This window comes from Amycolatopsis deserti (genome assembly GCF_014653945.1).
In the GTDB taxonomy this organism is placed as follows: Bacteria; Actinomycetota; Actinomycetes; order Mycobacteriales; family Pseudonocardiaceae; genus Amycolatopsis_E; species Amycolatopsis_E deserti.
The window spans coordinates 883,080-904,590 of record NZ_BNAU01000001.1 but is presented as its reverse complement, the minus strand read 5'-3'; the positions used below and the strand labels follow the sequence as shown (position 1 = coordinate 904,590).

The 21,511-nt window shown below is 68.4% G+C and carries 16 protein-coding genes; 11 read left to right on the top strand and 5 right to left on the bottom strand.

Going from position 1 to position 21,511, the window contains the following annotated elements; genetic code table 11:
• Positions 1-373 precede the first annotated feature (373 nt).
• The gene (locus IE290_RS04270) at positions 374-2,530 is read left to right on the top strand and encodes a hypothetical protein (protein WP_191243157.1); all 2,157 of its coding nucleotides are present in this window, start codon (positions 374-376) and stop codon (positions 2,528-2,530) included.
• Positions 2,531-3,856: 1,326 nt separating this feature from the next.
• Here the strand turns inward: IE290_RS04270 and IE290_RS04265 are convergent.
• Together IE290_RS04265 and IE290_RS04260 are read right to left on the bottom strand one after the other, a co-directional pair.
• Positions 3,857-4,777 carry an NAD(P)-dependent oxidoreductase gene (locus IE290_RS04265; protein WP_191243156.1) on the bottom strand — a complete coding sequence of 307 codons (921 nt, stop codon included), beginning with the start codon at positions 4,775-4,777 and terminating at the stop codon, positions 3,857-3,859.
• Positions 4,770-5,204: a carboxymuconolactone decarboxylase family protein gene (locus IE290_RS04260; protein ID WP_229874155.1), complete on the bottom strand. Its 435-nt coding sequence runs from the start codon at positions 5,202-5,204 to the stop codon at positions 4,770-4,772. Before IE290_RS04260 ends, IE290_RS04265 begins: the two co-directional genes overlap by 8 nt.
• A gap of 108 nt (positions 5,205-5,312) precedes the next feature.
• Between IE290_RS04260 and IE290_RS04255 the strand changes: the two genes are divergently transcribed.
• The 9 genes from IE290_RS04255 (at position 5,313) to IE290_RS04215 (ending at position 14,993) form a co-directional block, all read left to right on the top strand.
• Complete coding sequence (locus IE290_RS04255) at positions 5,313-6,626, top strand: hypothetical protein (protein ID WP_268246323.1); 1,314 nt, start codon at positions 5,313-5,315, stop codon at positions 6,624-6,626.
• Positions 6,627-6,680: 54 nt separating this feature from the next.
• Complete coding sequence (locus tag IE290_RS04250; RefSeq protein ID WP_191243154.1) at positions 6,681-7,355, top strand: GntR family transcriptional regulator; 675 nt, start codon at positions 6,681-6,683, stop codon at positions 7,353-7,355.
• A 218-nt stretch (positions 7,356-7,573) separates the two neighbouring features.
• Positions 7,574-8,926: an MFS transporter gene (locus IE290_RS04245; protein ID WP_191243153.1), complete on the top strand. Its 1,353-nt coding sequence runs from the start codon at positions 7,574-7,576 to the stop codon at positions 8,924-8,926.
• A 101-nt stretch (positions 8,927-9,027) separates the two neighbouring features.
• Positions 9,028-9,993, top strand: coding sequence for a PDR/VanB family oxidoreductase (locus tag IE290_RS04240; protein ID WP_191243152.1), 966 nt, complete (start codon positions 9,028-9,030; stop codon positions 9,991-9,993).
• A gap of 18 nt (positions 9,994-10,011) precedes the next feature.
• A complete protein-coding gene (locus IE290_RS04235; protein ID WP_191243151.1) occupies positions 10,012-11,163 on the top strand; it encodes a serine hydrolase domain-containing protein in 1,152 nt (383 codons plus the stop codon).
• Between the two features lie 12 nt (positions 11,164-11,175).
• Positions 11,176-12,357 (top strand): cytochrome P450, encoded by a 1,182-nt coding sequence (locus tag IE290_RS04230; RefSeq protein ID WP_191243150.1) that lies wholly within the window; start codon positions 11,176-11,178, stop codon positions 12,355-12,357.
• Between the two features lie 14 nt (positions 12,358-12,371).
• Complete coding sequence (locus IE290_RS04225) at positions 12,372-13,118, top strand: SDR family NAD(P)-dependent oxidoreductase (RefSeq protein WP_191243149.1); 747 nt, start codon at positions 12,372-12,374, stop codon at positions 13,116-13,118.
• Positions 13,119-13,146: 28 nt separating this feature from the next.
• Positions 13,147-13,944 carry an SDR family NAD(P)-dependent oxidoreductase gene (locus IE290_RS04220; protein ID WP_229874149.1) on the top strand — a complete coding sequence of 266 codons (798 nt, stop codon included), beginning with the start codon at positions 13,147-13,149 and terminating at the stop codon, positions 13,942-13,944.
• Between the two features lie 38 nt (positions 13,945-13,982).
• Positions 13,983-14,993, top strand: coding sequence for an MDR family NADP-dependent oxidoreductase (locus IE290_RS04215; RefSeq protein WP_191243148.1), 1,011 nt, complete (start codon positions 13,983-13,985; stop codon positions 14,991-14,993).
• 58 nt (positions 14,994-15,051) lie between these two features.
• On the opposite strand, the gene IE290_RS04210 is transcribed toward IE290_RS04215, so the two are convergent.
• The 3 genes from IE290_RS04210 to IE290_RS38385 form a co-directional block, all read right to left on the bottom strand.
• Positions 15,052-16,443, bottom strand: coding sequence for an aminomethyltransferase family protein (locus IE290_RS04210; RefSeq protein WP_229874147.1), 1,392 nt, complete (start codon positions 16,441-16,443; stop codon positions 15,052-15,054).
• Positions 16,444-16,486: 43 nt separating this feature from the next.
• A complete protein-coding gene (locus IE290_RS04205) occupies positions 16,487-17,323 on the bottom strand; it encodes an SDR family NAD(P)-dependent oxidoreductase (RefSeq protein ID WP_191243146.1) in 837 nt (278 codons plus the stop codon).
• 120 nt (positions 17,324-17,443) lie between these two features.
• Positions 17,444-19,711 carry an ATP-binding protein gene (locus IE290_RS38385; RefSeq protein ID WP_191243145.1) on the bottom strand — a complete coding sequence of 756 codons (2,268 nt, stop codon included), beginning with the start codon at positions 19,709-19,711 and terminating at the stop codon, positions 17,444-17,446.
• Between the two features lie 247 nt (positions 19,712-19,958).
• On the opposite strand from IE290_RS38385, the gene IE290_RS04195 reads away from it, so the two are divergent.
• Positions 19,959-21,497 carry an FAD-binding oxidoreductase gene (locus tag IE290_RS04195; RefSeq protein WP_229874145.1) on the top strand — a complete coding sequence of 513 codons (1,539 nt, stop codon included), beginning with the start codon at positions 19,959-19,961 and terminating at the stop codon, positions 21,495-21,497.
• Positions 21,498-21,511 lie beyond the last annotated feature (14 nt).

Sequence of the window (21,511 nt, the reverse complement as noted above, 5' to 3'; positions counted from 1 at the left end):
CCAACGCCTGACCCGGAACTCCGACCGTGCTGGCTACGACCGGGCGGTCGGGCGACCCTGGAGCCACGTCGGCGTGGTCTCCGACCACCCGATCGAACTTGGTCATCAGCCACCCGTCGAACCTTCATGTGCCAGCGCAGCCGCTGGCGAGCGCCGAGGGCAAGCACTGGTTGATCTCCACCCCGTGTCCCTGCATCAGTCCGCGCTTACCTATTGCGTCGGCGATCCCCTTTGGAGAACACTTGGCGGCCGCGCACGTGGAGGGTCGCGGAGAAGTCGGAGTCACGGCGCGGCGGGCGCATGGCCACTGGCGCTGCCCCTCGCTTTGGTGATCTATCCTTTCCACGGGGAGACGAAACCAAGAAGGACCTACGTGGGCTCGACGAAGAAGCGACCTTCAACGCGAAAGAGGCCTCAAACCGGGGTCCTAGATCCGGAACCGTACCTGGGTTCGACAGCCATCGACTTCAGCCGCGTTGACGCCCGTGGGGTGCGCACCGCGCGGCGGCCACGCGGTGAAGCGCTCGCCAGGTTCCAGCAAGCCGCGCTCAGACAGGCCGCTGAGGCAGAGCGGCGACTCCCCCGCCTGGTGGACAAGATACGCGCCGTCGCGCATGCCGGAGACGCTCTACGCCTGTACAGCAGTGTGACGCTCCTCCAGCGGATGCGACGCACCGCGCCCGGCCATATTGGCTTCGGGGCCGATGCGATGGCGGAGTTTTTCGGTGGGTTGGTAACGGCGATGCCTGTAGAGCAGGTTCTCGCACGGCTTGGCGCAGAGCCCGATCTCCAGTCGCTCTGGACGCTCGACGCCCTGCTTCGCGAGTACGCCATCGCCCAGATGCGAATCGGCGAACGGAAGCTCGTGCAGGAGGGGGCTAGCGACCAGCTTGATCGTGCCCGGCATCTGCTCGAGTTTGAGAACCAGTTCGACCGGATGCTGGGATACCCGGCCCAGCTCCGAGTGATCTACACCTCCATCACCGACCGCCTCTCCGATCGGTCACAAAGCGCACTCGGCTTTGCGTTGAAAGACGCGCTCATCGTCGCCGACGCCTACGGCGAAGTCCTCGTCGAGCGTGAGCACAGTGTCGCGGAACGCCTTCAGCCGCTGCTCAACCAGATTCCGCGGAAGACGCCACGAGATGAACTTGTAGAGCACCTCGGCCGTCACATGGCCGGCATCGCAACCTTCGCGTCAGCACCGGTCGAGGACCTCGTCGAGCTACTGACCCAACGCACGGGCATCCCTCGTGACCAACTCTCCCGACTACTCGACGCGATGACCACGCAGCTGGGTAGCCAACCAACTTTCGCCAACCTGTTCGAGACCAACATCCTGCGCCGCCGACCGATCATCGGACTACCGGACGGGCGGAAACTCTGGGCCTCACCTGGAGACTTCATGCACCTCGCACTCGACTGGGCGGCCGACGTCTGCAGCCAGAATCCCGCGCTGCTCCGTGCCTTCGACAAACGGCGGCAGGATGCATGCGAAGAGCTCGCATATCAAGCACTTCTCGAGGTATTCGGCGCGGAACACGTCCATCGCAGTGCAACCTACCCCGCTAACGGGCAACGGCCGGACGTCGACGTCTTGGTGGCCACTCCTGGTTGCTCTATCGTCGTCGAGGCAAAAGCCGGGCGTTTCACCGATCCAGCCCGTCGGGGCGCTCCCGAGCGGGTCAGGAAGAAGTCGCGAGAATTCATAGACAAGGCCCTCGACCAGAACGCGCGCACAATTCGCCACTTCCAGCAGGGTGCGGAAGACCTCCGCGACAAAGACAAGCGTCCGCTGACTATCCCGAACGCGCCGCACATCACCTCGGTGATCGTCATGCTGGACCGTGTGGACCCCTTCGCCACTCACCTGCCAGACGGGGGCAAGCGGGGACACATCCCTGCCGACGGCACGTGGTTGGTGAACCTTGCCGACCTCTTGATGGTTGCCGACATTCTGCGACACCCCGCCGAGTTCTACGCGTACGCGGAACTGCGCGCCCGGATCAACAAGCTGGGTGGCCCGACGATCCTCGTCGAAACAGAAGCGCTCGGACTCTGGTGCGAAAAACGCATCCCAGCTGTCCGCCCCGGGGAGGGCGAGGTGATGACTCTGGCCGTCACCTCTCAGCTCATGAACGACTACTACACCCGCGACCGCGATGATCCTGAGCAACCTTCGTCAAGGCCGACCAGTGGTGTTCCGACCGAAGTACTGAAGGCGCTCGCCAACGTGATGGAACAACGTCCAGGTGATTGGCACTCTCTCACTGTCGAGGCTTTGTCCGTGCCGCCGGCTCGTTGGTCGCCGTTGGTGAAGGCGCTCGAGACCGCACGAGCAGCGAGACAGTCGCGAAAGGGACGCAAGCGCGTCCGGCGGGCATCGACGGGCCTTGGCGTAACAGACAACCTCACCGTCTGCCTTGTCGACGACAACAATGCTCGCGCTCTCCAAGAGCCCCGTCCTGACGTCCTGGCTATCCCCATATCGCCTCCACACCGCCTTCGGCACCCGCAAGACGGTACGTGAGGAGCGGAGAGGCAGCGCTGCTTGCAGTCCGGGAGTTGTGGCAACGCTGCTGCCCACGTCGTCGCCACATGCCATGCACGTTCCTGGCCAGATTCCCGCGCTCACTTGGAATACTTGACCAAGTTGCGCCGGGGCGGCTCTTCCAGCGGCAACCCGCGCAGCGCAGGATCTCGGCTCCGTTGCTCAGATGCGGGTCGCCTTGAACACGACGAACCCGTCCGCCTTGGTGAGCGGCCTTCGCCCGCCGAGTGTGTTGCGAGGTAGACGACCACCTGGTCGACGAGGTCATGCTCGAGAGACGGGACAGCCTGCTACGTCCGTGGCTGAGCAGCACCGTTCGGGCGCCGGCCTGGTGCAGCGCGGCCAGGCAGCGTCTCCGGTGCCTGGGCGCCGTGGACATCGTGGAGCGGGACCATTCCGGGTCCGTGGCCGTTGGGCACCCCTTCTTCGATCTTCATCTCCGGCGTCAGCACGGCGTCGGCCGCCGCTCGATGGTCGGTGAGAAGGTGCTCGGGTAGTGCTGTGCGGCGGCCGTCGGGGTGCGAGACCGAAGCCCAGGTCACAAACGGGCGTTGGTGTTGGAGCGCGTGCAACCAAGGGCCAAGCACGAGCGTGGCTTCATCCGCGAGGATGCCGACTTCGACGGCGATGCCAGGCCGGCGCGCATCCGCGCTGCACCGCCTTCTTCGCGGCAGGGGCGATGACCGCGATCACGCAGCGCGCGACGCCGGCGTCGATCAGTGCTTCCGGCAGGGCGGGGTGCGGCCTTGATGGTTGCGCGGTTCCAGGGTCACAACGGCGGGGCCACCGCGGGCTCTACCAGCGGAAACAACTTGAGCTACCGTAGGGCTGGCGCGGTCATCGCCGTGCGCTCGTGCATCCTGCGTGAACGCCCGGGGCGGCTCCGACGAGATGCGACCGGGTCGCGTCCTGCTGATGGGCGTGCTACCACCGAATCACTATGTCGGCGACCTCGCCACGGTTGGCGCACAGTGATGGCGACTCCCACCGAATTCGCCGCCCAGCGGTAATGGGCCCGCTCGCGGATCCAGTTGCCCTGCATGCGCCGTCCACAGCTCTCATGGAACAGCAACGCCGGTCCGACCTTCGGCAGCACCGACCCGGCCCACATCGCCGAACGACACGCTGACCTGGAACGGTCAGGCTTTCCCGCCGTCGCCGAAGCCGCGCGTCACCTCGCCCGGGTTCGATGGACGGGAAGAGTACGAGTTCGCGGTGAACCTGGCGCTGGACGCGATCACCGCTCGGGTGTCGAAGAACCCGCGAACGTAGCACCGGTTTGCCGCCACGCCCGGGCGGTGTCCGTCAGCCATTCGCGTGCGATCGGATTTCGAGCCCGTGCTTGGCTTCCAACGGGCGCACCACCTCGGTGTGGTCGGCGCCGGGCCGCAGCTGACCGGTCAGTTCGTGCCATCGGGCCGCGACCGCCTCCGCGAGCGGGGTGTCGACGGATAGCGCCCGGCCCAGACCCGTCGCGATCGCCACGTCCTTGTCCATGAGCGCCGCGGTGAACCCCGAGTCGAACGTGCCCGGCAGGACGAACCTGGGGAACTTGGCCTCCGTCGATCCGCTCCGTCCGCTCGCGGAGTTGACCACCTCCAGCGCGGTCGACGGTTCGATCCCGAACTTCGTCGCGATCGTCATGGCCTCGGCAGTGATGAGCATGCTGCACGCCGACATGAGGTTGTTCAGCGCCTTCAGCGCATGTCCGGCGCCCACCGGCCCGACCTGGACCACGGACTTCCCGATCGGAGCGAGCCAGGCGGCGACGGCACGGAACTGCTCCGCGCTGCCGCCGACCATGACGGTCAGCGTCCCGGCCTGGGCTGCCGACACGCCACCGGAAACAGGGGCATCGATCAACTTGATCCCCGATGGTTCCAGGCGATCCGAGAGCAGCCGGGTACGCGCCGGCTCCGACGAACTCATGTCGATCAACGTGCGACAACCATCCGCGGGGCGATCGACGGCGGCGATCCGGCCGGCCACCGCGTCGACGACGTCGCTGTTGGGCAGCATGAGGATGGTCACCGGGCACGTGCGCGCGACCTGTTCGACGGTGCCCGCGACGCGCACGCCGTCGTCTGCCGCCGCCGTTCGCACCTGTTCGATCGCGTCGAAGCCGTGGACGTCGAACCCGGCAGCAACCAGCCGCCGGGCCATCGGCCTGCCCATCTGGCCGAGCCCGATGAATCCCACGCGCCTGTGCCCGTCCACGTCACTCACCGGCGACCTCCGCCACGACCTCTTGCGCCGCACGGGAGGCTTCGAGCGCCGCCGGCACACCGCAGTACACCGCGGCCTGCAGTAGGACCTCCTGGATCTGCTCGACCGTGCAGCCGTTGTTGAGAGCGCCCCGGACGTGCAACTTGAGTTCGGCGGTCTTCCCGAGTGCGGTCAGCATCCCGAGGTTGAGCAGGCTGCGCACCGCGGGCTCGAGACCGGGACGGGTCCAGATGGCGCCCCAGCAGTACTCCGTGACCAGGTCCTGCAACGGACGGCTGAACGAGGTGGCGTTCGCCCGGGAGCGGTCGACGTGCTCATCGCCGAGCACCTGGCGGCGCATCGCGTCGCCGGCGGCGAGCTGGTCGGCCTGACCGCGGGACGGCGCCCGCGCGGCGAGCTCGTCCGACAGTTTGCTGGGGCCACTCACGTCGAGTCCTTCTTCCTGCTGGGGAGTTGGTGGTCCTCAGCACCATACCTAACTTGCGGACTGAGAGCAGCTATGAGCTATCTGACAGGATAGGATCCTCCCCGATCGATCTCGGATGCTCATCGAAGGGCGGACACCATGCACTTCACCGTCGCGGGAATGCGAACTCCACCGGCGACCTACGCCTGGAGCCGGTTCGGTGCTCCTGAGTACACGGATTGGCTCGACGAGTCGATGTCCTGGAAGAACACGTGCTACATCGGCGACTGGTCGTTCCTGTGGCAGCACCGCATCAGCGGGCCGGACGCGATCAAGTTGCTGTCCGACACCTCCGTGAACAGCTTCGAGAACTTCCGGCAGGGCCAGTCCAAGCACGCCATTCACACCAACCGCGACGGCAAGGTCATCCACGAAGGAATCGTCACCAAGTTCGGGAACGACGACTACGTCATGCACGGACGCGGGGGGTTCTGGGTGAACTACCAGCTCACCCGCGGCTCCTACGACGCGAAGATCGTCCAGGACGACTGGTTCATCTTCCAGGTGTCCGGCCCCAACGCCGTCCGCGCGCTGGACAAGCTCGCCGGCGACAACCAGCTTCGAGACACCAAGTACATGCACGTCACCCCGCTGCGGATAGCCGGGCACGACATCTGGGCACTGCGGCAGGGCATGGCCGGCGAGATCGGCTTCGAACTACAGGGGCCCCGCGAACACGGCGAAGCAGTCCACGCCGCGGTCATGGACGCCGGCCAGGAGTTCGGCATCCGCCGCCTCGGCGCGCGTGTGACGATGATCAATCACCTGGAGGCGTGCTTCCCCACGATCGCCACCGACTACATCCCGGCGATCTTCGACGAGGACATGGCCGAATACCTGGACATCTTCCGCTCGTCCATGCCGGCCTACGCCCAGCCCGCCTACATCGCCGGCAGCTACGACGGCAAACTGATCTCCGAGTACTACCGCAGCCCCGTCGAGCTCGGCTGGGCCCGCAACATCAAGTTCGATCACGAGTTCCCCGGCCGAGCAGCCCTCGAAGAAGAGAAGACCAACCCCAGGCGCACGATCCGCACCCTGGAATGGAACTCCGAGGACGTCCAGGACGTCTACGCTTCACTCTTCCGCCCTGGCGAGAACTACCCCTTCATGGACATGCCGCGCGACCAGCGCGGGTTCATGTGGGCGGACAAGGTCACCCGCGATGGCCGGCTCGTGGGAGTCGCCACGTCTCGCGGGTACAGCTACTACTTCCGCAAGATGCTGTCACTCGCCACCATCGACGTGGCCGACGCCGAGGTCGGCAACTCCGTGACGGTGCACTGGGGCAACCCGGACGGCCCGACGAAGGAAATCCGCGCCACCGTCGCGCCCGCCCCCTACAAACCGGACCGCAGTCGCATCGATCTGCACTCCGCATGAGCTGCCACCGCGTGAACCTGTCAGCTAGCCGAGAGGTGCCGCTATGCTGGCCTCATGACCGGCATGCAGGTTCAGCGGCACGCACCCATCCGCGAGCAGGTCGCCAACATCCTGCGAGATGCGATCGTGGAGCAGCGGCTGACGCCTGGTCAGCTCCTCGTCGAGCGCGAGCTGTGCGCGATGACCGGAGCCAGCCGCCCCTCGGTGCGGGAAGCACTCCGCCAACTGCAAGCCGAGGGCCTGATCGAGTCACAGAACGGCAAGGGCACTTTCGTCACGGCCATCTCGACCGAGGTAGCCAGCCAGGTCTACCAGGTACGCGCTTCCCTGGAAGGACTCGCGGCCCGGCTGTTCGCCGAGAACGCGACCGAGGAGGACCGCGCAGCCTTCCGCGAAGCCGTCGAAGAACTGAGCCGGGAGACCGACAACGGCGCCGACGCCGCCACCCTGCTGAAGGCGAAGTCGAGGGCGTACGAGGTGCTCTTCCGCGGATGCGGCAACCCGGTCCTGCACCAGACCGTCGCCACCCTGCAGCACCGGGTCACCCGCCTGCGCGCCCTGACACTGGGACAGCAGGGGCGCGCCGCCAAGAGCGCCGAGGAGGTCCGGGCCATCGCGAAGGCTGTCGACGCCCGCGACGGCCAGGCCGCGGAGCTCGCCGCGGCCACTCACGTCGAGCGCGCCGCCGAGGCCATGCTCAGCATCGCCGAGACCCCATCCCAGGACTGAGCAAGGGGCATCGCCCGAGGCCTCCCTCCAGGGCGAGCCAAGCGCGCCCGCCAGGCGACTCTCTTTCGCTCAACCTGTCTGACAGCTGCTAGCAGTTCCCTAGTTGGCTGAAAGCAGCTACGATTCGTCCGCCCCTTCCGCCTCCGGGGTCGAGATTTCGAACCGGTGGCCGCGCCGGGGCTTTGAGGCCTTTCCCAGTGCTGTCGAAAGGAACCCGCGTGCCCACCAACCAGGTAGACGTCACTGAGGTTGTCGACCGATCGCCCCTGTCCCGGTTCCAGTTCCGGATCATCGCCATCTGCACCGCAATCGCGGTCATCGACGGCTTCGACACCCAGACCCTGGGCTTCGCCGTCCCCGCGCTCGCGAAGGACTGGGGTCTCGCGCCGGCATCCTTCACGCTGGCAGCCACGCTCGGGCTCGTCGGGACCATCGTCGGGAGCATCATCGCCGGCGCCGCGGGTGACCGGCTCGGACGGCGCCGCGTGATGCTCGCCAGCATCGCGATCTTCTCCTTGGGCACTCTCGCCACCGCCGCTTTGTCCTCGATGGGCCCGCTCGTGGTGCTGCGCTTCGTCACCTCGCTCGGGATCGGCGGACTGCTCCCCAACCTCATCGCACTGGTGTCCGAGTACACCCCGCGCCGGCGGCGCCTGCTGTGCGTGACCGTCGTCGTCACCGGGATCGGCGTGGGCGGTGTCCTCGGCGGGATCTGCGCCGCCTGGCTGGTCCCCCTGTTCAACTGGCACGGGCTGTTCATCGCCGGCGGCGTGGTCGGCCTGCTGGCCGGTGTCGTCGCCTTCTTCGGTGTCCCCGAGTCGATCCGCTTCCTGACCCTCTCCGGCCGCGAGCAGGCCGCACGGGCGCTCCTCAGCCGGCTCGACGCGTCGATCAGCGCCGGCAGCCACCTCACCCTGGCCGAGGAGAACACCTCGCGGGCGTCGGTGACCGCGCTCTTCCAGAACCACCGCGCCACCCCGACGCTGCTGCTCTGGGTCATCTTCGCCATGAACCTGCTGATGCTCTACTTCATGCTCAGCTGGCTGCCCACCCTGCTCGGCCAGGCCGGGTTCGGTGCGTCGACGGCCCTGATCGGGACGTCGATCTACAACCTCGGCGGAGTCGTCGGCGGCGTGCTGGTGGGCCTGTCCGCGGATCGTGTCCGCCGGCCGTACGTCCTCCTCGCCGCGACGTACTGCGGCGCGGTCCTCGTCATCGCCGCCGTCCCGTTGCTCAACTCGTCCGTGACGGGCATGTTTCTCGCCATCTGCGCCGCCGGCTTCTGCGTGGTGGGTGCGCAGTCCTCGCTCAGCGCGCTCGCCAGCGCGGTGTACCCGACAACGGTGCGCGCTACCGGCGTGGGGTGGGCGTTCGGGGTCGGGCGGGTCGGCTCCATCCTCGGGCCCACGCTCGGCGGGTTGTTCCTCTCCCTCGGCCTCAGCGCGGTGACGATCATTTCGCTGATGGCAGTACCCGCCGCCATCGCCGCGGCCGGGGCGTTGTGGCTCGGCCTGCGGCGCACTTCGCAGCCCGTCGAGGCAGCGTCGGAGCCCAACATCGCGGCGACCTGACCTCGACACGTATCCAACAGGTGATTTCACGCTCGCCGGAAACGCGGACCGCAGGAAAGGCTGAGCGAGGACCCCGGACAACGATGATCGGAAAAGAACACATGAGCACCAACGGCGGGCCGGCGAAGGCGATGACGCTCCGCGTGCGGACACGATCCGAGGCCTCGGCCTCGGTAGCCGCGTTCGAACTCGAGCACCCCGAGGGCGCCGATCTGCCGCCTTGGGAGCCGGGAGCGCACATCGACGTCCACCTGCCCGGTGAGCGAACTCGCCAGTACTCGTTGTGCGGCGACCCGGCCGACCGCTCCAGCTACCGGATCGGCGTGCTGCGCGAGCCGGCCGGCCGTGGCGGCTCGGCATGGATCCACGACTCCCTGCGAGAGGGCGACCCGCTGCCGGTCACCGGCCCGCGCAACCACTTCCGCCTGACCGAGGGCCCCCGTTACCTCTTCCTGGCCGGCGGAGTCGGTGTCACGCCGATCCTGCCCATGCTGCGTGAGTGCGAGTCCCGGCAGGCGGAGTGGCGGCTGGTGTACCTCGGCCGGTCCAGGGACACCATGGCTTTCCTGGACGAACTGCGGCCCTTCGGCGACCGGGTGCGGATCCACTGCGACGACGAATCGGGCATCGCCGACATCGGCGGCCTCGTGGGCACTCCGGACCGCGAAACACTGATCTACGCCTGCGGACCGGAGGGCCTGCTCCGCGAGGTGGAGCGTGTCGCGGAAAGCCTTCCGGCCGTGACTCTGCACGTTGAACGCTTCGCGCCCAAGGATCCCGGCCTGCTCGGCGAGCAGGGACCGTCGTTCACCGTGACCTTCGAGCAATCCGGGATCACCGCCGACGTCAAACCTGGCGAATCCATTCTGGACGTCGCCGAACAGCACGGCTTGCAGCCCGACTACTCGTGTCGCGAGGGGACCTGTGGCACATGTGAGGTCGCGATCGTCCGCGGCCGGGCCGACCACCGGGACTCGGTGCTCTCACCCGAGGAACAGGACGCCGGGGAAACGATGATGATCTGCGTGTCGCGTTCGCTGACCCCGGAACTCGTCATCGACCTCTAGACAGGAAGCAGGAACTCCATGAGCTCGACGGGATTCGCGAAAGACCGCCTGGACCGGTTCCAGGAGGTGGTCGAGCGCGATGTCGCCTCCGGCCTCTACTACGGCGGAGCCTTCCGCATCGCCCGTGGCGGCGAGACCGCTCTCGACGTGGCGATCGGCTACGGTGACTCCGATCGCACGATCCCGGTGCGGACAGACTCGATCTTCTCGATCTTCTCCGTGACCAAGGCTTTCATCAACGTTCTGGTGCTGCGGGCCGTGGAACTCGGCATCTTCGGGCTCACCACGAAGATGGCCGACCTCGTTCCGGAATTCGCGGGCGCCCCGCGCGACCGCGCGACGATCATGCACTTCCTCACCCACACCACCGGAATGCCCGGTGTCTGGGAAGCGGCGCCGGGCGCCCTGCAGGACCGCCTCGACGAGGCGGTGGCCGCGGTGTGCGCGAACATCCACGGCACGAGTGAGCCCGGCACGCGCTGCGACTACTCGCCCATGGCCAACCACGCCCTGCTCGCCGAGGCGCTGCGCCGCACGGACCCGGCGGGCCGGTCCATCCACGAGATCCTCCGCCAGGACCTGTTCGACCCCCTCGGCATGCGGGACACCCACCTCGGCATCCGGCCCGAAACGAGGCACCGTCACGTCGTGCCGGATATGCGCGGCACGGTGCCGATCAAGGTGCGCTCCCGCGACAACGACGACGACTACGGGCTTTTCACCGCCGAGTACAACGAGTGCACCTGGGCCGGTGCGTCGTCCACGTCCGCGGACCTGTTCCGCTTCGCCGAGATGCTGCGGGGCGAGGGACGTCTTGGCGACGTGCGCATCCTGTCCCCCCGCACCGTCCGGATCGCCCGCCAGGTGTGGACCGGCGACATGCCCAACGAGCTCTACCAGGCAGTCGCACTGCGCGCCGGGTATGCGCCACCACCCGCCTACATCGGCCTCGGCTTCAGCGTGCGCGGGCCGCGGATCGTGAACCACCAGTTCGGCACGCTGACCACCGCGGAAGCGTTCGGGAACTACGGCGCGGGGAGCATGGTCTTCTGGGTCGACCCGGAACTGGACATCACGTTCGTCGGCATGACCGCGGGCCTGCTCAGCCAGGCGCGGAACATCGAACGGTTCGAACGTCTCGCCGACATCGTCGTCGGCGCGGCTCTGTGATCAGGAGTAGCGATGACGACAATGGATCTGCCGTGGATCACCGCCGGCACCACGGACCTGCGTGAACTCGAGGAGGCCAGGGACAGGAGCTGGATCGCGCGAAGCAGCCGGGGTTACGAGGTTCTGGGCTACCAGGCCGGCCTGCACGCGCTGGAGCACCCGGCGCTGCTCAAGGGCCCGTCGTTCCACAAACGACTGGACGACTTCGGCATCGTCGACGGTGAGATCCGGCGACGCTGGGACCAGGTTGTGACGGTCACCGAGGGCGAGCAACGCACGCGGATGCGGGTACCGCTCGCGAAACTGCTTCGCCCGGTCCAGATCGGGAAACTCGCCGGAACCGTGCGGCAGATCGTGCACGGCATCCTCGACGAGATCGAGGACCCCGGCAGCGTCGACATCCTGCGCGACCTGGCGTGGAAGCTCCCGCCACGCATGTACTGCCACCTGGTCTCCGCGCCGCTGGAATTCGCCCCCACCGTGGCGCGCCTGTCGGACAGCGTGCTCGGCCCGCTGCTCAACAACGACCAGAACCGCAAGCAGGAGTTCATCGACGCGTTCTGGGAGGGGCTCGAGTTCGTGCGTGAGCACATCGACGCCCGCAGGCAGAACCTGGGCGACGACTTCACGTCGATGATGATCCGACAGGAGATGGCCGGGGCCCTGACCGAGGAGGAACTGCACGCCGAGGCGCTGTCCATCCTGCAGGCGAGCATCGACAACACCGTGCACCAGACCGCCATCGTGTTCGGGATGCTGCTCGAGGAGCCCGCGCGCTGGCAGGCCGTGGTCGCCGACCCGGCGAAGATCCCGGCGGCCACCGAGGAGGCCATCAGGCTGCGCCCGCGGTTCAACACGATCTTCCGCCTCGCGGCCGAGGACACCGAGCTCGACGGGTACCCGATCGAGAAGGGCTCGTGGGTGTACGTCTCCGTCCGCGCGTCCCAGCGGGACCCCGCGGTGTTCGAGGACGCGGGCACCTGGCGGGTCGACCGGCCGGCCGTCCGCCCGATGATGTTCGGCGCGGGGCCCTACAACTGCCTCGGCCAGCACCTCGCCCGCCTGGAGATCAACGAGGCGGTTCTCGCGGTGGCGCAACGATTCCCGCGGACGCGGCTCACCGGCCCCTGGCCCACGCGGGAGAGCAACGCGGTGACCGAAGTCGAGACCCTGCCCGTAGCCCTAGCACAGTGAGGACGAACAGAGAAATGGTCACCCCCAGCAAGGTCGCGGTGGTCACCGGGGCAGGGCGCGGTATCGGCCGCGCCGTGGCCTCCCGGCTCGCCAAGGACGGCTTTTTCGTCATCACCGCCGATCGTGACGGCAGCTCGGCCGACGAGTCGGCCGCCACCGTCCGCGATTCCGGCGGTCAGGCCGAAAGCCTCGCTCTCGACGTGTCGGACCGGGCGGCGGTACTCGCGGCGTTCGCCGGGATCCGGCAGCGGCACGGCCGCCTCGACGCCGTGGTCAACAACGCGATGTGGATCCGCTACGCGCCGATCACGGGCTTCGACGAGGACACCGTGGAGGGCATGTTCGGGGTCGGTGTGAAAGCGGCGATCTGGACCATGCAGGCAGCGGTCCCGATCATGCGCGCCGGCAGCGGCGGCGCGATAGTGAACCTCTCCTCCCCCGCTGCCGTCCGCAGCGTGCCCGGTGGGGCGCTGTACTCGGCGGTGAAGGGCGCGGTCACCAGCCTCACGCTGCAGGCGGCGGGCGAGCTGGGCGGTGAGGGCATCCGGGTCAACGCCGTGCTGCCCGGTGCGGTGCCGACACCCGGAGCGCGCTCGGTCGTCGACGACGCCGGGTACGAACTTCGCAAGGCACGCACCCCGGTGGGCCGGCTCGGCACACCGGAGGACATCGCCGCCGCGGTGTCCTTCTTGGTTTCCCCGGACGCCGGGTTCGTCAACGGGCACGTGCTGGCCGTCGACGGCGGATTCCTGGTCACCTGACTCGGATAACACGAAAGGGATGGCCGAAATGCCGAGAAACACTATGAAAGCGGACTACACGGGAGCGGTCGTCCTGGTTACGGGGAGCGGCTCGGGAATCGGGCGGGCGAGCGCGACCGCGTTCGGCCGCGCCGGCGCCACCGTGATCGTCGCCGACATCTCCGAGGACGGCGGAAAAGCAGCGGTGGACTCGATCACGCAAGCGGGCGGCATCGCCGAGTTCCGCCACGGCGACGTGGCCGACGAGGACAGTGTGCGGTCCCTCATCGAGGGCATCGTCGCCGACCACGGACGGCTCGACGTCGCCCACAACAACGCCGGCGTGGAAGCCACGACGGTCCGCCTCGCCGACCTGGACTCACAGGAGTGGCGCAGGGTCGTCGACATCAACCTCTCGTCGGTGTTCTACTGCCTCAAGGCCGAGATCCCCGCGATGCTCGCGCAGGGCGGGGGCGCGATAGTCAACACGGCGTCGATCTCGGGACTGATCGGCGGCTACACCCTCGCCTGCTACACCGCGACCAAGCACGGTGTGGTCGGCCTGACCCGCGCCGCGTCGATGGACTACGCGGACCAGGGCATCCGCATCAACGCGCTGTGCCCGGGTCTCGTCGACACGCCCTTCCTCGCCAACCTCCCCGCCCCGGCGGTCGACCGCCTCATCAACGGCATTCCGATGCGCCGGATGGCGCAGCCGGACGAGATGGCGCAAGCGGTGCTCTGGCTCTGCTCCGACGCCGCCTCCTACATGCAGGGGCACGCACTGCCGGTCGACGGCGGCACCTCGCTGGGCGGCACCACGACCTACTTCGACGATCTGTTCTGAATCCCCACGGACAACCCGTTCCCTGCAATGGAGCAGACATGCGAAACCGCACCTGGATCATCCGAGCCCCGTCCCGTGGCAGGTACGACCCGAAATGCCTCCGGCTGGAGGACCGGGACATACCGGCACTCGAGCCCGGCCGTGTCCTCGTCAAGACCCGTCTCCTGTCCGTTGATCCGACGACGCGGAACTGGCTCAAGCTGGACCCGGACATGACCTTCCTGCCCCTCGCGGTCGGCGACCCCATGGTCGGGGTCGGTGTGGGGGAAGTGGTGGAATCCGATACCGAGCGGTTCAGGACCGGCGACCTGGTGAGCGGTTTGTGGACCTGGCAGGAGTACGCGGTCGCTGACCCGGCGCTGCTGGAAAAGCAGACGCCGCGGGATGGTGTTCCCGAGGAAGCGTACGTCTCCGTGTTCTCACACATCGGTCGTGCCGCCGCGATCGGGATCCTGGAAGTCGGCGCGCTGGCGCCGTCCGACCTCGTCGTGGTCTCCGGCGCCGCCGGCGCGACCGGTGGCATTGCCGTGCAGATCGCGAAGGCGCGGGGCTGCCGCGTGATCGGCATCGCCGGCGGTCCCGAGAAGTGCGCTTACGTCACCGAGATCGGAGCCGACGCGGTCATCGACTACAAATCCGAGGATCTCGGCAAACGGCTGGCCGCCCTGTGCCCGGACGGGGTCGACCTCTTCTTCGACAACGTCGGCGGCGCCGTTCTGGACGCGGTGCTGGAGAACATGGCGAACGGATGCCGGATCGTCGCCTGCGGCGCCATCTCCCAGTACGACCTGGCCGGCGCGGCCGACGCGTACGGAGTTCGGAACCTGCCGCTCCTGCTGTTCAAGAACGCGCGGATCGAAGGGTTCGTGGTCCCGAGGTTCGCCGACCGCATCCCGGAGTTCGACGCGGTGCTGCACGATCTGTTCGCCACCGGGCGGCTCCGTCAGCGCTCCCACGTCGTCGAGGGCATCGAGAACGCCGCCGACGCCGTGTCGATGTTGTTCGACGGAAGCAACTCCGGCAAGTTGATGGTGAGGACATCCGCCTGATGCGGGCAACGCCTCCCGGGCCGGTCGGCCCGGGAGGCGTTGCCGCGAGGTCTTGTGATCACCTCGCCGGGTAGCGGCTCGGGATGGTGCTGACGTCCGCCTTCTCGTTGCGCACCGGGTCGGTCAGGTACGGGAACCGCGCCACGGTCGCGCGGATCTCCTTCTGGTTCGTGCCCGGGTCACCCCAGAGCACGACGACCTCGGTGCCTTCCTCGGCGAACGCGGTCTCCACGGTGGCCAGGGACAGCATCTCCCGGGAGTAGTAGGTGTAGCACCTGCCCGAAGACGTCCCGATGTCCCTGCCGTTCGCGAGGACGCGGTCGGCCCAGAGCACCTGCCGGTGCTGCGGGTCCCCTGTCCCGTACATGAAGTGGTTCGGCAGCTCCATGTCGGGGTGCTCCTCACCGGGCCGGAACTGCGACAGGAAGACCTCGGCGATGTCCTCCGGGTTCCACACCAGCGTCACCATCCGGCTCTCGTCCGCGGCCGCCTCGCGCTCCAGCGCCGCGCGGCCGGGGAACTCGTGGTCGAACCGGACCACGTGGCCCCAGCCCAGCTGGAACGGAGTCCGGTACCGGCGCTTGAGATCGGGCCCGACACTGCCCCGGAGAACCAGGTCGCGGCCGATGGGCGGGAACCCGATGGACGCGAGGAACTCCTGGAGTTGCTCGTCCTCTCCCCAGGGGTACGGGAAGTGGTAGTACCCCTGAGGGAACCCGCCCTCGGTGTGGTTGCACATGTAGGCCTTGATCCCGAGCTGCCGGATGCCGTACTCCTTGCCCGCCGCCAGAATCGCGTCGTACACCCGGACCGCGTGCTCGACCGGGCCGTGCAGCTCGTAGGCCAGCGAGCCGGCCATGCCCACGCGCGCGATGGTCAGCTCGGCGCCGGCCACCGTGGTCTTGCGGTGCCCAAGGAACCTGATGTCGTGGAGGTTCTCCTCCGCGGCCGCTTCGAGGATCTCCAGGGACCGCGGACCCGCGATCTGGAACAGGAAGACCTGGCCGGTGAGGTCCTCGGCGACGACGTCGAGATCCGGCTGCTGCGCCAGCCGGTAGTTCAGGTACGGCGCCAGCCAGTAGGTGATGAACTCCTCTTCACCGAGCCGCAACAGCATGCCGTGCGTCGCGACGTTCCCGGAGTCATCGGTCATGATCGCGTGCCGGGACGTGCCGACCGGGAACTTCCGGAACCCGTTGACGCACACGCTGGACAGGAACCGCAGCGCGTCGGGCCCGGACAGCCGCACCGTCGGCGAGGGGTTGAGATGACCGTGGATGGACGCGGTGGTCTTCCAGGACATCGTCTCGTCCCGCCATCCGGTGTACTCCCACGCATCGGCGTATCCCCCGAGGGACCAGGCAGGCACCTCGTAGAGCTGGACCGCGGGATCGTACGGGACGAACGGGGAATGGGGGAACTGCTTCGGAGAGCTGGTGTCTTCGACCACGGGATTACCTTTCGTTTCTGCGCGGCGCTGCGCCCCGCGGGGGTCAGAGTTCGAGCTGCTCCACGGGCTTGCCATCTCGGATCCAGGCGATGCGCTGTTCCAGCGCCTGGATCGTCGTCTCCGGCTGCACGATCACGAAGAAGCGCTCGTCGTGGATGGCCCGCACGACCAGTTCCGCGATTTCCGAGGGATCCAGACCCAGCTCGTTGTTCGCGCGGATGGCGTCCATGACCCGCTGTCGCGTGGGATCGGCGGCGACCTCGGGAACGTCCTCGGGCCGGTTGCGCTCGGCGTCGGGCATCCTGGTCCGTGCAATGGGGGCGAGGAAGGACATCCGCACGTTGTCACCGGCGGCACGCAGCTCCATGTCGAGGCTCTCAGTGAGTCCCAGGACCGCGAACTTGGACGTGATGTAGGGCGCGAAGGTCGGCAAGCCCGCGAAAAACGACGCTCCGGACCCGGTGTTGACGATGTGCCCCTCGCCCTGCTTCCGCATCAGCGGCACGAAGGTGCGGCACCCGTGCAGGACCCCGTACAGGTTGACGTCCAGGACCCATTTCCAGCTTTCCGGCGGGATGTCGGTGAACAGGCCCCCGGTCTCCACTCCGGCGTTGTTGCACAACACGTGCACGCCGCCGAACGTCTCCACGGTCACGTCCGCGAGGTTCTGAACCGCCTCGGCGGACCGGACATCGGTCCGCACCCCGATCGCTTCCGCTCCCTCGGCCCGCACACTCTCCACGGCATTCCGCAGTGCCCCGTCCTCGACGTCAGCGAGCACCACCTTCATGCCCTCCCGCGCGAACCGGAGAGCGAGCCCAAGCCCGACCCCGCTCGCGGCGCCGGTCACGACGGCAACCTTGTTCCGCAGATCCTTCATCGCGCTCCTCGTCTTCGAGTCGCTCACCTGGTCGTTCAGGCGACCGGTCGATGATGCGGGGAGCGGAGGAGGCGTTCCCAGCGCGGAACTACGTGTTCGGCTACGTGGTCGTGGGCGGGGTCAGCGCGAGTCCGGGCGGGCGAGGGCGCGCCGCTCCGTCATCCAGGCCGCGACCTGCGCGCGGGACACCAGTCCCAGCTTGGCGAGGATGCCGCGGACGTGCCCCTCGGCGGTGCGCGTGGAGATGACCAGCGCCGCGGCTATCTCCTTGTTGCTGCGCCCCTCGGCGATCAGCGCGGCTACCTCCCACTCGCGTTTGGACAGGCCGGTGTCGTCGGGGGTTTCCCGGTCGCCAGTCTCCTGGGCGGGACGGTCCAGGACGAGGTTCACCGCCTGCGCGAGGGTCATCCCCCGGCCCTGCCGTTCCAGTTCGGCGAACCGGCGGTCGCCGATCTCGGAACGCACGGCTTTCGCACACGCCCGGCGCAGCTCACTCATGGGCACGACGGTGAAGCCGCGGTGGTCCTCCGCTGTGCCGAGCAGCTGGGCGGCCTCCTCGGGCCTGCCTGCGGCGGCCAGGATGAGCGCACCGCTCTGCACACACCACACCATGCCGAACTCGTCCTCGTAACGCTGGGCGAGCGCGGCTGCCCGGCGCTGCTCGTCGAGCGCCCGCGCGAGGTCGCCGTCGCCGAGCGCGGCGAGGGCGAAGATCCCGTGGATGTAGGCCAGTCCCCAGTTGTCCCCGGGGCCGTCCGCGTCCCGCACGAACTCCTCGGCGTAGGCGACGGCTTTCGCGGTGTCCTCGCCGAGCACGCACACCAGAGCGAGCAGCGCCAGTGTCCGTGACACGCCCATCACGTCGTCGGTCCGGCGCCACTGCGCCAGGGCGTCCTCGAGGTGAGCGCGGGCGGCGGCGAGATCGTCGCGCTGCACCTCGGCCAAGCCGGCCACGAAGTACAGGTTGCCGCTGAGCGCCGGGTCGGCGAGCCGCCGCTCGATAGCCAGCCCCTCCTCGAGCAACGCGCCGGCCCGGTCATCGCCGTCGATGACCGCCAGGTACGCCGCCGCGGCGAGCGCCATCGCCCGCTCCACGGTTTCGTGGCCGCCCGTCCGGAGCGCACGTTCCAGCCAGGCGCGGCCCTCCTCCACCCGGCCCGCCATGATCCAGTAGTGCCACAGGGCCGAAGCCAGGCGCAGCGCACAGGTCTGACGCGAGGCGTCCTCGAGGCAGAACTCCAGCGCGGCGCGGATGTTGGCGTGGTTGCCGCGGACGCGCCCCACCCAGTAGTCGGCCTTCGGACTGAGCAGGCCGTCGGCCGAGCGCTCGGCGAGCCGCAGGCACCAGTGCGCGTGCCGCTCGCGCAGCTCGGTCCAGTCCGGCTCCGCGAGGAGCTCGCCGCGGGCGTACTCACGCAGCAGCCGGGGCAGCCGGTACCAGGATCCGGACCGGTGCTCGTCCCGGTTGAGCACCGACTTGTCGACCAGTCCGGTGACCAGGCCCAGCACGGACTCCTCGGTGATCGCACCGCCGACACAGACCTCCTCGATCGCGTCGAGCTCGAAGCGCCCGGTGAACGCCGCGAGCCTGCTCCACAGCACCTGCTCGTCCGCGGTGCACAGGGTGTAGCTCGACTCGACCAGCGCGCGCAGCGTGCGCTGCCGTTCCGGGGCGGTGCGTTTGCCCGTGACCAGCAGCCGGTACGCGTCGTCGAGCCGCTCGGCGAGGTGGTCCAGGGCCAGGACGTCCAGCCGGTCGGCCGCGAATTCGATCGCCATCGGCAGGCCGTCCAGCTGCCTGCAGATACGGGCCACGGCCGGTGCGTTGGCGTCGGTCAGCGCGAAGCCGGGCCGGATCGCCGCCACCCGGTCCGCGAAGAGCGCGACGGCGTCGCACCGCGCGAGCGCCGACGCGGTCGAGTCGGACTCGGCGGGCACCGGAAGCGGACCGACGGGCAGCACTGCTTCGCCGGCGATGTGCAGTGGACGACGGCTGGTGCCGAGCACGCGCAGGTCCGGAGCGGCCTGCAGCAGAGTCGCCACCAGCCCTGCGCACGCGTCCACCACCCGGTCGCATCCGTCGAGCAGGAGCAGGGCACGTGAGCCGCGGAAGTGATCGAGCAGCTGCGCCTGCGCCGTGCGACCGCCGTCGTCACGCAGGCCCAGCCCGCCCAGAACCGTCGACGCCAGCAGAGCACCGTCGGAAACGTCGTCCAGCTCGACGAACCACACCCCGTCGTCGAAGGCTCGGCGCGTTTCGGCCGCGACCCGGAGCGCGAGCCTGGTCTTGCCGACCCCGCCCGTTCCGGTCAGCGTCACCGCGCGGTGACTTTCCAGCGCACGCCTCAGCTGCGCGGCCTCCGCGCGGCGCCCTACGAAGCTGGTCACCTCTACCGGCAGGTTGCCCCTTCGCACCCTTGTCACACCCGCAGCCTAGGTGGCGTGCCCGGCGCTGTCGACAACGGTCGCCAGCGGTGAGCGAAAGCGAAGTCCACATGGGAGGGTCCGACGGACGCAGCGGGGCCCGTGGCGGTACGCGGCCGGTCACGTAGCCGAACACGTAGTTCCGCGCTTGGCCCTCCCCGTGACGGACCAGATCATCGGATCAAGGACCCACCAACGAAGGAAGCCCCAGATGACCAGCGTCGTTCCTGATGGGATCAGTCCGGTCGCCGTGGACAAGGCGATCGAGAAGCTCACCGCCGAACTCGGCGCCGAGTCGGTCGTCACCGCGCGGGAGGACCTGCTCGAGTTCCGCGATCCCTACGCCTACCGGGAGTCGGACGAGTTCGACGCCTCGGCGATGGTGCTGCCCACCACCACCGAGCAGGTCCAGGCCATCACGCGCATCGCCGGGGAGTACGGCGTTCCGCTGTGGACCTTCAGCCAGGGACGCAACAACACCTACGGCGGCCCCGCACCGCGGCTGCGCGGGTCGGTTCTGGTGAACCTGCGGAAGATGAACCGGATTCTCGAGATCGACACCGATCTGGCCTACGCCGTCGTCGAGCCGGGGGTGCGCTGGTTCGACCTGCACGAGGCGCTCGAACGCGAGGGCGGCGAACTGTGGGCCTCGATTCCGGATCTCGGCTGGGGCAGCGTGATCGGCAATTCCCTGGAGTACGGGATCGGCTACACGCCCTACGGCGACCACGCGCGCAACATCTGCGGCCTCGAGGTCGTACTCCCGGACGGTTCGCTGCTCCGCACCGGGATGGGCGCGATGGACGGCAACCCGGCCCGGCACACCTACCCGCACAGCTACGGCCCGTCGGTCGCCGGGCTGTTCCAGCAGTCGAACCTCGGGATCGTGACCAGCACGGGCTGGTGGTTGATGCGCCGTCCCGAGACCTATCTGGCCGGCTGGGCGCGGTTCCACGGCTACGAGGCGCTGGGCGCGGTGGTCGACGGCCTGCGCGGGCTGCTGCTCGACCGCACCATCGAGAACCACCCGATGTTCACGCGCGGCTACGAGGTCGACGAGAACGGTGTCGGTCACCTGAACCCGGACGGCGACGGCTGGGTCGTGCGGTTCGCTCTCTACGGGCGCCAACCGGTCGTGGACGCCCAGTACCGCACGATCGAGGCGACGCTCGGCCGGCTCCCCGGGGTCGAACTCGCGAAGCGGGTCTTCAGCGGCACCGACCTGACCGGCCCGGCCAACCACGACGAGCGGGTCCAGCGCGGAATCCCCGACATGGACCTGCTGGACCCGCAGATGCTGCCGTACGGCGCGGACACCGGCCACCTGGACTTCTCGCCGGTCGGCCCAGCCACCGGCGACGCCGTCGTCCGCACCGAGCAGCTGGTGCGGTCGATCTACGCCCGCCAAGGACGCGCCTACGTCAACGGAATCTTCCTCACCCCGCGCAGCGCCCTGCACATCAGCACCACGTTCTTCGACCCGCGTGACGAGCAGGAGACCGAGGCGGTCTACGCGAACTACAGCGAACTGGTCCACGAGCTGGCGAAGACCGGCTACGCCCCGTACCGCACCAATCTCGCCCACATGGACCTGGTCGCCGACCAGTTCGGCTTCGGCGACCACGCCCAGCTGCGGTTCGCCGAGAAACTCAAGGACGCACTCGACCCCCGCGGCATCCTCGCTCCCGGCAAATCGGGCATCTGGCCGGCTACTCTGCGGCCCGGTCGGGACCGGGATTCCGAGCAGTGACAGCCCAGCGAAGG

What these genes read in the sequence shown, in the direction of transcription:
- IE290_RS04250 (WP_191243154.1), top strand. Translation starts at nt 6,681, where the DNA reads ATGACCGGCATGCAGGTTCAGCGGCACGCACCCATCCGCGAGCAGGTC.
- IE290_RS04215 (WP_191243148.1), top strand. Translation starts at nt 13,983, where the DNA reads ATGCGAAACCGCACCTGGATCATCCGAGCCCCGTCCCGTGGCAGGTAC.
- IE290_RS04225 (WP_191243149.1), top strand. Translation starts at nt 12,372, where the DNA reads ATGGTCACCCCCAGCAAGGTCGCGGTGGTCACCGGGGCAGGGCGCGGT.
- IE290_RS04230 (WP_191243150.1), top strand. Translation starts at nt 11,176, where the DNA reads ATGACGACAATGGATCTGCCGTGGATCACCGCCGGCACCACGGACCTG.
- IE290_RS04205 (WP_191243146.1), bottom strand. Translation starts at nt 17,323, where the DNA reads ATGAAGGATCTGCGGAACAAGGTTGCCGTCGTGACCGGCGCCGCGAGC.
- IE290_RS04195 (WP_229874145.1), top strand. Translation starts at nt 19,959, where the DNA reads ATGACCAGCGTCGTTCCTGATGGGATCAGTCCGGTCGCCGTGGACAAG.
- IE290_RS04240 (WP_191243152.1), top strand. Translation starts at nt 9,028, where the DNA reads ATGAGCACCAACGGCGGGCCGGCGAAGGCGATGACGCTCCGCGTGCGG.
- IE290_RS04220 (WP_229874149.1), top strand. Translation starts at nt 13,147, where the DNA reads ATGCCGAGAAACACTATGAAAGCGGACTACACGGGAGCGGTCGTCCTG.
- IE290_RS04235 (WP_191243151.1), top strand. Translation starts at nt 10,012, where the DNA reads ATGAGCTCGACGGGATTCGCGAAAGACCGCCTGGACCGGTTCCAGGAG.